The organism is Bdellovibrio bacteriovorus str. Tiberius (assembly GCF_000317895.1).
Lineage (GTDB): Bacteria > Bdellovibrionota > Bdellovibrionia > Bdellovibrionales > Bdellovibrionaceae > Bdellovibrio > Bdellovibrio bacteriovorus_F.
On sequence record NC_019567.1, the window covers coordinates 3,091,386 to 3,106,043 of the forward strand.

General features: G+C 51.0%; 14 protein-coding genes. 2 read left to right on the plus strand and 12 right to left on the minus strand.

The genetic code is table 11. The annotated features are described in order from the left end of the window. Positions 1-2: 2 nt before the first annotated feature. From purN to BDT_RS14790, 8 genes are all read right to left on the minus strand, one after another. The gene (gene purN / locus BDT_RS14755) at positions 3-614 is read right to left on the minus strand and encodes a phosphoribosylglycinamide formyltransferase (protein WP_015092033.1); all 612 of its coding nucleotides are present in this window, start codon (positions 612-614) and stop codon (positions 3-5) included. After that, entirely contained in the window at positions 611-1,849 is a 1,239-nt protein-coding gene (purD, locus tag BDT_RS14760; RefSeq protein WP_015092034.1) for a phosphoribosylamine--glycine ligase, read from the minus strand. Before purD ends, purN begins: the two co-directional genes overlap by 4 nt. Further along, positions 1,846-2,880 carry a phosphoribosylaminoimidazolesuccinocarboxamide synthase gene (locus BDT_RS14765; RefSeq protein ID WP_015092035.1) on the minus strand — a complete coding sequence of 345 codons (1,035 nt, stop codon included), beginning with the start codon at positions 2,878-2,880 and terminating at the stop codon, positions 1,846-1,848. Before BDT_RS14765 ends, purD begins: the two co-directional genes overlap by 4 nt. Continuing rightward, the gene (locus tag BDT_RS19490; protein WP_015092036.1) at positions 2,877-3,590 is read right to left on the minus strand and encodes an AIR carboxylase family protein; all 714 of its coding nucleotides are present in this window, start codon (positions 3,588-3,590) and stop codon (positions 2,877-2,879) included. The genes BDT_RS14765 and BDT_RS19490 overlap by 4 nt, the downstream gene beginning before the upstream one ends. Continuing rightward, positions 3,587-5,026 (minus strand): amidophosphoribosyltransferase, encoded by a 1,440-nt coding sequence (purF, locus tag BDT_RS14775; RefSeq protein ID WP_015092037.1) that lies wholly within the window; start codon positions 5,024-5,026, stop codon positions 3,587-3,589. Before purF ends, BDT_RS19490 begins: the two co-directional genes overlap by 4 nt. A gap of 306 nt (positions 5,027-5,332) precedes the next feature. Continuing rightward, positions 5,333-6,793: a hypothetical protein gene (locus BDT_RS14780; RefSeq protein ID WP_015092039.1), complete on the minus strand. Its 1,461-nt coding sequence runs from the start codon at positions 6,791-6,793 to the stop codon at positions 5,333-5,335. Positions 6,794-6,796: 3 nt separating this feature from the next. After that, a complete protein-coding gene (locus BDT_RS14785; protein ID WP_148278858.1) occupies positions 6,797-7,159 on the minus strand; it encodes a hypothetical protein in 363 nt (120 codons plus the stop codon). Positions 7,160-7,237: 78 nt separating this feature from the next. Further along, positions 7,238-7,918, minus strand: coding sequence for a L,D-transpeptidase (locus BDT_RS14790; protein WP_015092041.1), 681 nt, complete (start codon positions 7,916-7,918; stop codon positions 7,238-7,240). A 184-nt stretch (positions 7,919-8,102) separates the two neighbouring features. Here BDT_RS14790 and BDT_RS14795 point away from each other — a divergent pair, with 184 nt between their 5' ends. Then, a complete protein-coding gene (locus tag BDT_RS14795; RefSeq protein WP_015092042.1) occupies positions 8,103-8,492 on the plus strand; it encodes a DUF1566 domain-containing protein in 390 nt (129 codons plus the stop codon). 106 nt (positions 8,493-8,598) lie between these two features. Next, positions 8,599-10,350: a SpoIIE family protein phosphatase gene (locus BDT_RS14800; protein ID WP_041577928.1), complete on the plus strand. Its 1,752-nt coding sequence runs from the start codon at positions 8,599-8,601 to the stop codon at positions 10,348-10,350. Here BDT_RS14800 and BDT_RS14805 read toward each other — a convergent pair. The 4 genes from BDT_RS14805 to BDT_RS14820 are packed head-to-tail and all read right to left on the minus strand — an operon-like array spanning position 10,347 to position 14,537. Further along, positions 10,347-12,080: a FliG C-terminal domain-containing protein gene (locus BDT_RS14805; protein ID WP_015092044.1), complete on the minus strand. Its 1,734-nt coding sequence runs from the start codon at positions 12,078-12,080 to the stop codon at positions 10,347-10,349. The genes BDT_RS14800 and BDT_RS14805 overlap by 4 nt on opposite strands. Beyond that, the gene (locus tag BDT_RS14810) at positions 12,077-13,054 is read right to left on the minus strand and encodes a hypothetical protein (protein ID WP_015092045.1); all 978 of its coding nucleotides are present in this window, start codon (positions 13,052-13,054) and stop codon (positions 12,077-12,079) included. Before BDT_RS14810 ends, BDT_RS14805 begins: the two co-directional genes overlap by 4 nt. Beyond that, positions 13,054-13,638 (minus strand): hypothetical protein, encoded by a 585-nt coding sequence (locus tag BDT_RS14815; RefSeq protein WP_015092046.1) that lies wholly within the window; start codon positions 13,636-13,638, stop codon positions 13,054-13,056. The genes BDT_RS14810 and BDT_RS14815 overlap by 1 nt, the downstream gene beginning before the upstream one ends. Continuing rightward, a complete protein-coding gene (locus BDT_RS14820; RefSeq protein ID WP_235046147.1) occupies positions 13,638-14,537 on the minus strand; it encodes a tetratricopeptide repeat protein in 900 nt (299 codons plus the stop codon). The genes BDT_RS14815 and BDT_RS14820 overlap by 1 nt, the downstream gene beginning before the upstream one ends. Positions 14,538-14,658 lie beyond the last annotated feature (121 nt).

Consider the following 14,658-nt stretch of genomic DNA (forward strand, 5'->3'; position numbering starts at 1 on the left):
CTTTAAGTCTCCTTAAAAGGGCTTGTGGGGATCTGCCCCAAAGCCACAAGTTCCAGAAATTGAGTGTAAGTTTGATGTTCCAGCTTATGAAAACGCACGGACCAGTCGGCAAGACTTTCACCGGCTTCCAAAGGCAATCGCGACTGCATCAGTTGCGGGCCGGTGTCCATGCCCTCGTCCACCAGATGCAGGGTCACGCCACTTTCCTCCACACGGTCTTCGAAAGCGCGACGGATGGAATCAACCCCCGGGTAAGCGGGCAACAGCGAAGGATGAATATTCACCACCTGTGAATTCCCGCCATGCCAGCCATTGAAGGTCTGAAGAAACTCTGGACTTAGCAGGCGCATGTAACCTGCCAGAAAGACCCAGTCGATGCGGTATTCACGCAGCAGGTTTAACACGCGCTGCTCGTGTTCGCGGCGGTCGCTTTGTTTTGCCACCACAAAATGGCGCACAGAAAAATTTTTAGCCTTTTCCAAAACACCCGCCCCGGCTTTGTCAGAAAGGACAAAGGTGACTTCGGCAGAATTCAGGGACTGCGCCTTTTTCATCAGGGCTTCGGCATTTGAACCGGTTCCAGAGGCCAGAATCGCAATCCTGATTTTATTCATAGCCCGATATCCTGTCGCAGGTACATGCCGTCAAAATTCACGGCCTGCATTTCCTGATAGACCTTTTCACGAGCCTCTTCCCGGGTTGAACCCAGGGCAGTGATTCCCAGCACCCGTCCACCGACATTGACCAGTTGATCATTGATACGGCTGACTCCGGCAAAGTACAAATGACGATCCGGAGCAGATGGCATCTTGGCGGTGATGGGATTTCCCAATTTCATCGGGGACCCCGGATAACCTTCACTGGTTGCCACGACGTGAACAGAAGACTCGGCAGCCAGCTCACACACTTCATTTTTCAACTGATGAGTCACAGCCTTCATGATCAGGCCTGCAAGATCGGTTTTCAGACGAGGCAGCAGCGCCTGAGTTTCAGGATCCCCCATGCGCACGTTGTATTCCAGAACGTAAATCCCTTCGCTTGTTTTCATCAAGCCTGCAAACAGGAAGCCCTGATACGGCAGGCGCTTGTCACGCAGGCTTTTCAGGGTTTTAGAGAAAATACGGCGGATCTCAGCTTCATCCGCTTCGGTCACAAAATCACAAGGGCTGTAAGCGCCCATGCCACCGGTGTTGGCACTGAAAGGATCGGATGACACGCGCTTATAATCACAAGCCGTGCCCAGAATCACAAAGTCTTCGCCATCACACAAAGCAAAGGCGGAAAGTTCTTGCCCGATCAGACACTGTTCAAGCAGCAGAGGAAAACCAAAATGACGCCCCAGCGTGCGCACAGCCTCTTCAGCCATGTCCCAGCTGTTGCAAACCCAAACACCCTTGCCTTGAGCCAGGCCATCGGCCTTCACCACCAGGGGGCTTTTAAAGTCATGCTTTCCCACTGCGAGCAAAGCCTGTTCTTCCGAGTAGCTGACCTGGCAAGCTGCGGTTCTAACGCCTGCATCCTTCAGCACCCCTTTGCAGAAAAGTTTGGATGATTCCAGCTGAGCCACTTCCATGGACGGTGCAAAGCAGGCAATGCCGCGTTTTTGCAGGCGCAGCTTCAAGTCAGACAAAATCAAAGACTCCGGACCCACCACCACCAAAGAAACACTGTTTTCGACACAGAAGGTTTCTATGGCTTCCGGACTTTCACAGTTCACGCAAGTAATACCTGCTTGCTGCATTCCGGGATTTCCCGGCGCCACCCACAGCTCGGTCACCAGGGAAGAGCTTTTCAGCTTTTGCGCCAAGGCGTGCTCGCGCCCGCCTTTTCCGACGACGACCAGTTTCATGCTTTGTTCTCCAGCAAAGACAAAGCCTTTTGATGCCAGAATTTCAAGTTGATGTTTTCGTCAAAAGGACGGGGTTTGTTAAGGACAGCGGCGATCTCGTTAGCCAAAGCCAGGTACAGCCATGAACTGACCTGGATCTGTTCTGCATTCAATGCTGCGGGCTTCTGACCCAGTTCATTCTCGCAGATGGATTTCCAGTCTTGGGTTTTTCTTTCCTTGGCCAACTCTTTGGCTTTTTTAACCGCTTCGCTCCACTCTGAACCTGTGTAGATCTGACGCAAGAATTCTTTGGAAAGAGGCAGACCTTCATAAGTCAGACGCAATTCATCCGGCCCGATGGAATCCACCAGCACCAGTCCGCGCTGACCGTTGTTTTCATGGGTAAAGGCGAACTCAAGCTTCCCGTCCCATAATTTGACTCCGAAGCTTGCAAAAAGCTTTTCAAGCTCGGCCGCCACATCCTGGGTGTTTTTGCGCAAGGCCGCGTATTCAAAGTCGTTCACCACGTTCATGGCCGCCACATCAGCCTTGGACAGGTAGCGATCTGTGGTTTCAAGTTTTGTTGAAACCTCCACCAGGGCTGGCATAAAGCTGTCAGCAGACGTTGGCATCCGGGTCAGCTCCAGATCCGCAAGATATGCGGGGTTCTTTTTCAGACGTCCTTCCAAAGAATTCCCCTGTCCCAGATGACGACGGAAGATCACTTCCAGCGGCACCAGACACTGGGTCGGGCGACAGGCATACATGGAATAATCATAATCTTCACCCTTCCATTCTGGGCGCAACACGTTCACCGGCTGCACTTCAATGGAAGTGCGCGAACGACCGGACAGATAGTGCGAAGAAAAACCCTTCGCCGAAAGATGCTCAAAGAACATCGAGGCCATCGCCGCCAAAGCTTCGCCTTTTTGCGGGATTTCATCGGGCATCTCGCCCCAGTCAAAAATGGAATAGCGATTGCTGTATTCAAAAACAATTTTGTCGTTGTTCTGATAAAGGTCCTTTACGGAACCGCGATAGATCAGATTCATCGGCCTGCTCCCAATGCTTTCAGCTTGTTCCATTGATTCACGAAATTAGTCACGTTGTTGGCCCCCACCCAGAATCCGCCATGGCGGGCTTTGGCATAGAAGTCCAACGCCAGATTAGAGCTGGCCAGTTGTTCTTTTTCACACAGGAACAGATTCAACCCTTGCGTGTGCGGAAGCTCCCAGGGACTGACGATTTCACCCAGACAGGTTTCGGCCTGAGCCGCCGTCCATTCAATCTGCAGACCCGTTTGGGTCTGGATTTCATCCAGAGCTTTTTGAATTGGAGAATAGCTTTCAAGACTGCGGTTCCAGTGCAGACACAGGCGGTCTTTTGGAACTTTCGCCAGACGAACAATGAAGTCTCCGATGGCGCTGGCATTTTCTTCAGTCACTGCAGCCACGGGAATTCCACGGGGCATCTGAACAATCGACAAGAAGGCATCAAGGCCAGCAAAAGCCCCGTTCACCGCCACGCCAAAGACCGGCTTGTCTGTTAAAGAAGCCACCACACCCGGAAGGTGGGCTGCCAGGCCCGCACCGGCAACAAAAGCATCCGCACCGCAGTTCTTTACAATCTCGTGGACTCGGGCGGGATCACGGTGGGCCGAAGCCACTTCCATTTTCACATCGCCGCATTTTTCAAGGGAACGACACAACGGACCGTACACACGCTCATCATTCGCACTGCCAAAAAGAACCTGAATTTTCATAGTTCACCACCTAAATTGATGTTCCGGGTCTTCAAAAAGTTTTCAGTTGAAACCGGAACGGGATAATCACCATCAAGACAAGCACTGCAAAGATTCTTAAGGCCCAGGCCCTCTTGCAGTCGGTTCAGCGGAAGGAAGACCAGACCGTCCACCTCCAGAACCTTTTCCACTTCCGCTTCGCTGCGCTTGTGCGCCACCAGCGATTCTCCATCCGGGAAATCAATGCCATAGAAACAAGGATGACGGATCGGCGGACAGGTGCTGGCCAGATAGACCTTTTCCGCCCCGGCATCACGAAGCAGTCGGATAATGCGGGCGGAAGTGGTCCCGCGCACGATGCTGTCATCCACAAGCAGGATTTTTTTACCTTTGATCTCGCTTTGCACTGGGGAAAGTTTCAGATTCACCATCATTTTGCGAACCTCAGGTTCGTTGACGATAAAGCTTCTTTGCACATAGCGGTTTTTGATCAGAACTTCGCGGTAGGGTTTTTCCAGCACTTCCGCCAATCGGCAGGCCGCCGCCCGGGAAGTGTCCGGTACCGGAGCCACGACATCGATATCCAGCCCTTTTTTGCGGCACTCTTCCGCCAGGATTTCACCCAGCTTCAGGCGCACTTCATAAACCGGACGGCCGTGCCACTCGGTTTCAGAACCGGCAAAATAAATCCATTCAAACATGCACGGGCGCGGTTTCTTTTCACTTAAGACAAAAGAATGCAGATTGCGATCCTTGTCGACAAAGACCAGCTCGCCGGGGCGCAGATCACGCCAGTACTCGTAACCCAGTCCGAAGAAAACCTGTTTTTCAGAGGCAAAACAGTAATTGTACTTATCGCCCTTTTTCTGGCGCCCGATCAGCAAAGGCCGTATGCCATTCATATCACTGAAGGCAAACATGCCCTGATCGGCCAGCATACCAATAGAGCTATAAGCCCCTTGCACAGTTTGCAGAAGCTCTTTCACGGCCTCGGCCAGGCTGGCCGGAAGATCCGGGTTGTCCTTGCGTGAAGACAGCCCCACCGCCACCATGTGCATCAGGATTTCCAGATCGTTGCGCGAAAAGGTCCACCTTAGTTTTCGATTGCGCAGATAATCCACGATTTCGTCATAGTTCGTGACATTACCGTTATGAATCATGCCGATGCCATAGGGATAGCTTAAGAAGATGGGCTGCAGGTCCTCTTTATCAACGCTGCCGATAGTGGAATAACGTGTGTGCCCCAAGGCCATGGTGCCCTTCAGGCGCTTGCGGCGTTCGGTGGTGAAGACGTCTTCCACCAGTCCCAGATCCTTTTCCAGATGAAACTGCGAGCGTTCAAAATCATAACTCAGAATCCCCGCCGCATCCTGCCCGCGGTGCTGAAGAGCGAACAATGCCGGGTACAGCTTTTCTCCGGCCTGATCTTCACCGATGAGTCCTACAACGCCACACATGGAGCGACCCCTTTAAAAAACAAAAACGGCGTCACTGGGACGCCGTTTACTTTAATATTGATATTTGATTTTTTCTGCTGGCAGTTCGGGTGCAAAGACACACCGAGGGTGTTCAAACGGGATGTCTCTCCCGAAGAGGGTCCCTTCGATGGGGGCCTAGGTGGCGAAGAATGTCTCAAAAACACTTGATGTGTCATGGTCTCTCTTTACGCTGATTGGGTGGAATGCAACCAACGCTAGCGACCGTGACAGAGTTTCGTCAAGGCCCCTGACAGAATCCTGACAATTCAACACATCTTGCCATAATCAAGGCTTACACTCTTGGGCATCATTACTGCCGCCGTCGCAACCCAGAGCCTTTTGCAACTCGGGCTTGGCGTAATAGATACGATTGATACGACGATTTGCATCCGGGTGACTGGAATGACCATCCGAATGCTTCATATCTTCCATATACGCGCGGATTTCCTCCAACTGAGGGCATGACTCCACAAATTGATCCATCTTTCTGTCGACCGCCTCTGTCACCTCTGCGCATGCAGTCCCATAGAACATGGTCTGTGATCCAAAAGCGTATTCCTTAGCCTTGGCAGAATCCTGAATACCAGAAATTTTTGACGTCAATGCCTGAGCCGAAATCCAGTCAGAGAAAGCTTCCTGAATATGACCTGTTCCGGTGATTTCACTGCAATACTTGTAGCGCTCGTAGTTCTTTTCAATATTCTGACGGGAATCCTCAAAGCGGGCATCCGTGGCATCGGTCGCTTTCGTTTCGCCGGTTTCTTCATCGATTTCGTCGCCGACTTCAGCTTTCAGGCCGTCTTCAAATTCATTGATCTCGCGAAGCAAAGCATCCTTCGTGGGAATGCTGACTTCAATGGACTGCGGAGACTGCAGACAGCTGATCACATTTTTAAACGGATTCTGGGCCATTCTGACCGCGGCATTGACTGTCGGTTGATTGGGCTTCACCACCAGACTCATAAAGTCCGGCAGTTTCGCCCCCTCTTTGCCGAAATCCATTTCCATGGCACAAGGATCAATCCCGTGACCGAACTCGTGGGCCAGGGTTGCAAACAGCGACGCTTCCGGCAAATTCATCATCTGCGGGCACACCGTGATCGTGTTTTCTTCAGAGGAATAATAGGCATTCGGTGATTCACACCCGTCAGCCACCAGATCCATGTACCGGCCGTCAGTTTTTGCCGCCCGATATTTGATGGCCTTCACCCGGGCGATCATGTTGTCGATCTGCTTGCCGTTGGCGGAAGTCTTCTGCACTTCCAGAGCTTTGACAACGTGATTGCGGGCGTCTTCAACAATCTTCAGGGTGCGGGCCGTTTCTTTCTTCAGACGTTCTTTGTTGCGCTGAAGCTGTTCCTTGCCGCCGGCCGCGGCTTCATCCATAAATTGATTGGCATAGACAAAGGGATCCTGCACGGCGCTTTGCGGGAAGGTGCCTTTCGCGCAATGTTCGGCAAAACTCAGATTGCCAACCATTGCCATATTTGGAACCTGACGGCCTTCGCTGTCCTGATACAGATAAAAATCCTGGGCTTTTCCCGCCAGCTTCCCGCAATAGCCTTCAAAGGTACAAGTTGGTGACTGCGGTGTCTCACAGGCCCCGCTGCGATCCGCTGAGATTTTCAAGGTCTCGCGCATTTGGGAAATCTTGTTGATGGTTTCCCGCATGTGAGGACTGACCGCTTCCTGTGCAGAAGCCGTGAGTGAAGAAAACGTCATCGCAACGAACAAAATGGACTTCATAAATTATTTTCCTCGCGCATGAGTGCGGATGTCTTCAATATGCTGCACGAAGCGACCGTAAGCGGCCCCTTCGGCACATCCCTCTGTGCGGGTTTCTTTTTTAGAGACTCTGTTAGTGTAGATATAAGTTCCGGCATGGCAGCGCTGCTTTCCCGCGGAAGCCGGGCCTCTTTCAACCTGCTTCCAGGCTTCGGCCACTTTGGGTGGAAGCGTTTTTCCCAACGACTTGCCATCAAAGGTATAAGTGCCTTTGTCCCTTTTCAAAATATCAATCTTACGGACGCCCATTTTATTGGTGCGGTCCAGAATGACTTCGTTCGCAAAACAGGAAGCAGACATAAAGAAAACGAGCAGGAAATATCTCATTGTTTCAGTTTATTAGGTAAGCCCCCGCTTTGCACCCGACGATGGTCAAGAAAGCTTTTGAACCGGGAGCTTTTATGGTTAATAGCCCTCAACGACAATCAGCGTGCGATACTTCACTGCGCGGATCACATTCCCCCGCCAGTCCCGGGCCACAGCTCCGTTGGGTCGAATAACGGGAACCAGACCTTTTCCTTCCTGCACGATGCGTTCGTAGATGTACTTTGCATTATCGCGATGCAGGCGGACACATCCACCGGAAGCGCGGCGGCCCAGTTGATAATTGTGCGCGGAATTTGCGGCATGCAGGGCAACCCCGCCGTTAAAGAAGACGCTGAATTCCATATTGGTTTGCCAAGTTTGAGAATAGTGATTGCGCACAATCGAATAAGGATAGAACCATCCCGGCGGCGTTGTGGTGAAGTATTGCCGCCCGCTTTTTGCGGTTTCCCACTGCTCCCTCCCCGTTGAAATCTTCCAGGTGTGAGTGTGCCCCCCGTTCTGAATCACCCGCATCGTCTGCGCCTCGTAACCACCGGCACTTTTATTGGCGATCAGAACTATTGGAAATTCCCGGGTCACATTCAGTGACTCGACAGAATCAAAATCCCGCAGACTTAAAACTTCCGTGTTCATTTCCGTGCGCGGAAAGCCCGCTTCCGCGGCAATTTCATCCGGTGTCATAAGGTCATCCAACGATTCGGTTTCGGCCAGCGCATTCACAGACAGAAACAATACAAATGAAAGAATGAAGGATTTCACAGGGCCTCCCGGTTTTTTTATTTATGTTACCCCAGATCACAATGAAAATTCCCGACACGATATGGGGCTTTCTGACACAGGACTTTCATTCGTCAGAATGCTGCAATGTCGATTGAAAGTTATCGCGAAAGAAAATTCCCTTTGCATGAATTTGCGTTCAACGTAGATAGCAGTGGAGGTCCCCATGAAAAATACACTTTTCATCGCGTCCTGTGCTTTGTTGACGGTTTTGCTGTTTGTTATGGGTGCCAAAGCCGAACCCTCCATGGCCTCCCCTGAAACTCCGGATCCAATGACGATTGCTCAAGGAATGAACTACTGCCGTACGCTGATTTCGGTGTGTGATCTGAAGTCCGACGGCAGCGCCTGCGGAGGTGACCAGTATGCCGGCTGGTGGCTTCCAACGGCTGAAGAGCTCAGTCACTTTGTGGGGCTTTCAACTTCTCAGAACTACAACTGGTCCCGCACCCCTTTCACGCAGGAACTGGACACCTATATCATCATGAGTCTGCTGGATGGATCATGGGGCTATGGTGGATATGGCAATGCCGCCGTCGTTCGCTGTGTTCGTTAGGCTATCGGGACGGAACTGTTTTGCTTCCACAATGCCCGCCCTAGGTCCAGTCGCGTCGATGCTTCCTCATTAACTCCGAGGGGATATCCGCCGATAAATAGAAGCCATGTCCATCAAGATTAAGTTTCTAGTGATTACATCTTTGTTGCTGCTTCTGTCGTCGGCCACGATCTTTTGGATCAACCGCACCTCTTTCCTCGATGACAAGCGATCTTATCTATATTCCTCCGCGATGGAGCGAATCCAGGATGCCACGGAAGTTATCGATGAAGGCTCTGGCAAAGTCATGGAACGCCTTCAGACCGCACTGCTCTTTTTTGACGGAGCTGTATTCAGTCCGCAAATCAAAACGGCCGCTTTGCAACAGGGCTGGGGCAATATTCAGATCTATCGCAACATCGAAGGCAATGCCACATTCCTGGATGCTTTGAGTGAATCCCCAAGCCTGCCGCCGGCGCAATTGCAATATCTGCAAAAGATGCCTGAAGGCAAAGTGCAAACCGACGTCAATCTGGACAGACCCGAGAACATGATCGTGTACTACCGCAAAGGGGATTTGCTGATTTACGGTCAGCTGACCTTTGACGGACTGAAAGACGCCAATCAGAAAAAAAACCTGGGTTTCTGGCATCCACAAAAGAAGCAGTGGAAAGTTCCTATCGGCCTGACCAATGCCTCTGATATCCATTCCCCTATTACCTCCCAGCTGACCGGCCAGGGCAGCAGTGTGCGTGAAATCCGTCTGAACGGTAATGACTATCTGATTTCTTACACCTGGCTTCCTCAGTTGCAGGCTTATATGTTCCAGGCCTTCGATAAAGGCCAGATCTATTCGGTTCTGCAGCAGACGATGAATAAAACCCTGCTGGCTTCCGCCCTGATTATTGTGCTGGGATTGATCGCCACCTTCTTCAGCGTGGATTCCCTGACCCAGAGTATTTCTGTTCTGGCCGGAGGCATGTCGTTGTTCGCATCGACCGGCCAATCCAAGCCTATCCAGTTGAAATCCAACGATGAAGTGGGCCGCATGGCCAAGGTCTTCAATTCGATGCTTGAAAAGATCCAAGGCCTGCTACGCCAGACCGAGGAAAAGGCCCGAATGGAAGCCGAACTTGAAACCGCCAAAGAGGTCCAAACAGTTCTGCTGCCAAAACCCAAAGTCGACACGGATCACTTCACCCTGAAGGGGTTTTATCAGCCGGCTTCCGAGTGCGGTGGGGATCTTTGGTTCCATTTCAATGACGACAAACGACTGTTCGTATTTATCGCTGATGCCACCGGCCACGGAGTTCCCGCGGCCCTGATCACTGCCGCGGCCCGCTCCGTCTTGTCTTTATCCATGGCTGAAAACATGTGGGACCCTTCGAAGGTGCTTAGCATGATGAATCAGGTTCTGTGTGACCTTGCCAAGGGTGAAAAGATGATGACAGCCTTTGCCGCTCTTTACGACCGGGACGCAGGCACACTGACTTATTCCAATGCCAGTCATGACTTTCCGATGATCAGCCCCCAGCCGCCTGAAGGCAAAAAGATCAAAAAGAACGATCTGGTGTTTTTAACTGAAGCCAACTCCAAACGTCTTGGGGAAAGCCGCGAATCGAAGTTCCACACCGCCACCGTGCCATTAATGCCGGGCGGAGTATTCTTCGCTTATACTGACGGATTGATTGATGCGGTCAACGGAACCGGAACTGCTTATGGAGAACGAACCGTGATCAAAACCGCCGTGGATTGCACCAACCGCGGTTCTTCAAAGAGCCTTCACGATATCATGCAAAAACAGATTGTGGAGTATATTGAGAATCAAGAGCAGCCCGACGACATCACATTCCTCGGGCTGTATATAAAACAGACTTAGACAGAACGAACGGCACGAACGGTGCCGTCCACCAGATCGCCAACTCTTAGAGAGCGGCTGTACATCACTTTTTCAACTTGCTGACAGATATCACGGCGCACTTCCGCAGTTTTCTTTCTTTGCGGGATTGCGACCATGTCAGTCAGGTCTCTTTCAACGATCATCGCTTTTCTTTCAGGCAATGTCGCAAGGATGCGGTTGTAGAAGGCCGTATGAGTCTTGAACAAAGCTGCATACAGGGAATCCACTTCGTACCCGTTCAGAACCTCGGACAGAATGTCAGAAGGAACCAGTTTCAGGTCATCGAAGGTCAGGATCACACGACGCAGACGCTCCAGCTCTTCCGGATTGTCATTGGCAAACAATGCCAACAAGTCCATCTCTTCTTCCGGAGACATGCCACGGATGACTTTCGCCAGAACAGATGCACCTTCAATTTTTGGCTCCGGACGCATGCGCATCTCGGTCAGTTTTTGGTTGAAGGATGAAATCACGGCCTGCACCACATTGTGCGGCAGTTTTTCCACGCGGGAAATTTCAGCCAGAACCTTCACACGCTTTTCAGCATCCAATGAACCCACAATCCCAGCTGTCACTTCCGCTGGGGAATGCAGGCAAAGAACCGCGATGTTGGCTGGCGTTTCTTTGTCCAGGATCTGCTGACGTTCTTCTTCACGCATTTTCAGCACGAATGAGAATGGATTTGTTTCATCCGAGGACATCTCGTGCTCAACGTAAGCCGCCAGAATCGCTTTATAAACATTGCGAACCGCAGTTTCAGTTGCAGACTTCGTGGTGTTGCCTTCACGCTCTTTCACTGCTTTACCCAGACGGGCCCAGGCCATCGCCGGCACATCCGTGAACACACGCTTGGAAGTGTCCCAGCCTAGGAACTCCATCAAAAGCGACGCATCACCCGCAGATTCGTTTAAAGTGAACTCGGTCACCGCACGGGATGCCAGTTGAGGGTACTGAGCGGCGATCGCCAGAATGTGCTGTTTCACGGCGTCCATATTGAACTCCGGCTCCACCACGGCGGCAGGCGCTGGTTCTGTTGCTGCAACAGCAACTTCTTCCGGCTTTTCTTCACCTTCCTGGTCTTTTTCAGTGTGTTTGTATTCGTGGTTTTCTTTTAGTTCCTTACGAGGATCCTGCGCACGGCCACGTCTCCAAGCCCAGAACATCAGGCCGGACAAAGCCAGCAAAGACATGATCACAATCAGCGTCCACATCTTCCAGGTCAGCTCTGGCAGAATATCCGGTTTTGGCTCGGCCTTTGGAGGATCTGCCGGAAGCTCAATGCGCTTCACTGTAACAGAGTCACCCGCCGTCGCATCCAGATGCAATTTGGACGTCAAAAGCTCTTTAATGATCTTTTCAGTCTCGGGATTCACATTGCGGGATAAAACCACAGAAATGTCAGTTTTGGACTTCATCTCGTGAAGTTTATTGGTGGCCTTACCCAGCGTTGGAGCATCCCCCATCAAAGGCATGCCTGGCAGATACTGAACATCCATTTCGTCATGGAACTCTTTCAGCTTCTTTTCATCGCGGTCCATTTCAATGGCCACAACCAGAGTGTAATCCGTCGGACGCAAAATCGTGTTCAAGACACTGCGTGCGCGGGCTTCGTACACTGTTTCAAGAGATCCGATCTCTTCAATGTACTGGGCGAAGGACACCTGAGAAAACATCAATGACAGAAGAAGTGCAGAAAAACGTTTCATCATTTGATCCCTTTATCTTTCGCGAGAATGGCACCTGCCAGCATTTTAAGGTGCGGATACTGAGACTGCTTTTCGATTCTTTGGATATCTGCGGTGAACTCACTCACCACGTTCAGTTCCTGAACAGCCACAAGGAAGCTGTCTTCCCAGACTTCATCCTTGCTCTTGGCAGCTTCCGCCAGATGCTTTTTCAGGTCGCCCTGAATCAGGGTGTGATTCAGAACCAGCTGCTTGTACACAAACGGCTTCATTGCCGCCGGATAATTCGCATAGTTTTTATAGACACGGTTCAACAGCTCTTTGCGGGCCTCACCGTCACGCACACGGGCCAGCATCTGCAGGCCTTCATTCACTTCAGTTTTGGAAAGCAGCATTTTACCAAGCAAAGCCCGGCCTTCACTGCTTAGTGGTTCGGTCTGAATCAGCACATCCGCCACAATTTCACGACGGAAAGCATCGCGATTGGATTTGTGGAAGTTTTCAATCGCTTTCAGGTCTTCCCCTGCCGGAGTTCCCAATCGCAGCAGTGTTTTGGCTGCAAAGCTGTGAGTCTGGGCCACATCCCCCACAACACCCTTGTTGGTTTCGGTCAGGAAATTCACGATTTTGGACTGCAGAGCCTGCACGTCCTTCTTTTCTTCAGGCTTCCACTGAATATTGGAAACATCCAGCACATAGATACTGGCTTGGAAGAACTCTTTGTTTTCCTTCATGGTGCGCTCTGTTCCAAACGACGCCATCAAGGCTGCGAAGTCATGCTTTTTCCACGCTTGTCCAACTTTAGAGGAAAGATGCGTGTTCACAGTCATTGAGTGGGATTTTTTAAGTTCATCCCAGGTTCCCTGGCCAGAGCGAATTCCCGCCTGACGAGCCTGTGGTTTCTTGCTTTGCAGATAGCCCGCATAGCCCAAAGCTGCACCGACAACCAGCACAGCCCCCACGATCACACGTTTTTTGTTAGTGTTTTTATCAGACATCAGTCAAACCCCACAAAACGAAGACCCGCAAAAAGAGTCATAAAGCTATATTTGACGTTTTCATCCTCTGAGGATGGAGCCGTCAGACTGGAGCCCATGGACACCTGCCCGATCAGCAGCAAATCAGACATCACCGGAATTTCAACGCCGCCCCTGATGGTCAAATCAATCAAAGACGCATTAAAATCATCCACCGCCAGATTGCTCAAACCCAGGTTGGCGGCAATAAAAGGAGTCGGACGCCAGATTTTTGCTTCCGAAGAACTGTCCACCACCACACGCGTTCCATTAACACCGAACATATAGTAACGACCGCCCAAAGCGATACGTGTGAACGGAAGCTGCTTGCCCCCGCCGCCGGCCATTTCCATGAAGGACAAGGTCAGGGCCGAGTTCAATGCCGGATTGTTAATCGAATAGTTCACTTCCATGGTGGTGGAAGATTCGATGGACTTGTCAACGCCAGCACTGGGGAACTGATACTTCAACGAAGTCATGCCCATGCTGACATCCCAATCAGATGTCAGAGCAGCATGAGCCGGAACGTACAAAAATAGAAAGATCAGCGCCCCAAGAAACTTCATCAGCGAACCCTGTTTTCGTTACGCTTTTCGATTTCCACGTTGGAAGCCGGATAGCGCATTTCAGCCCCTGTTTTTGGCAACGGAGCCATTCCCAGACGCTGATAGACGTCAGACAGATACTGATAAGCCACTTTGTTATATGGATCGATTTTCAAGCAGCGTTCCCAGGCGATTTTCGCGCCTTCAAAGTCCTTCTGCAGGTATTTGATGGAACCTTTCAACAGCCATGCATTGTTGGAGTATTCATCCAGCTGCAAAGCTTTGTCGATTTCAACCAGAGCTTTTTCATACTGCCCTTTTACAATCAGCTGCTGACCCTGGAAGACAAAACCAACCACGCGGTCCGTGCGATCACGCTCTGCTGTCGGCATACCGCCGGAAAGACGTGGCGAGAACAACGCATCTTTGTAGAACGAGGATGTATTTTCCAGAAGTGCCACACGAAGTTTAAGCTCCTGCATTTCTGCCAGCAGCTCTTCCATTCGCTTGTCTTCAGGTTTTTTGTCTTTGTCTTCTGGCTTTGGTTTTTGTGGATCGTTCTTTTTCTGATCCTCGTTCTGAGCCAGCTCTTCAGCCTTTTTTTCCTCGTCAGACAAAGGGTCCATGCGAGTTGCCACCGCAAGGCTTTCCCCTTCGTTGACTTTGACCATGACTTCTTTGGTGCGATAGTTCTGCTTTTCAAAGATCAGGAAGAACACGTCACCGAGCTTTGATTCCTCTTTCACCTGAAGAGGCGCGATGCCCAGAAGTTTTTTCTCCTGGCTTTGCACGTCCTTGATGTAAACCTTGGCGCCGTTGGGATAGGACTTGATTGAATACTTACCTGCGCATGCAGAAAGCAACACTGGCACCAGAGTTACAGACAACAATCCAAGTTGCCTCGTAGTTAAGATTTTCATTACCACCATCCATCCTAGATTCGGGGTCTGTTGACTTCTTACATTTTCTAGGTAAGCTCGTAAATTAACAACTTTATGAAGAGCTTACTAACCTTAGTCCTATTCCTAACTGTTCCCCATC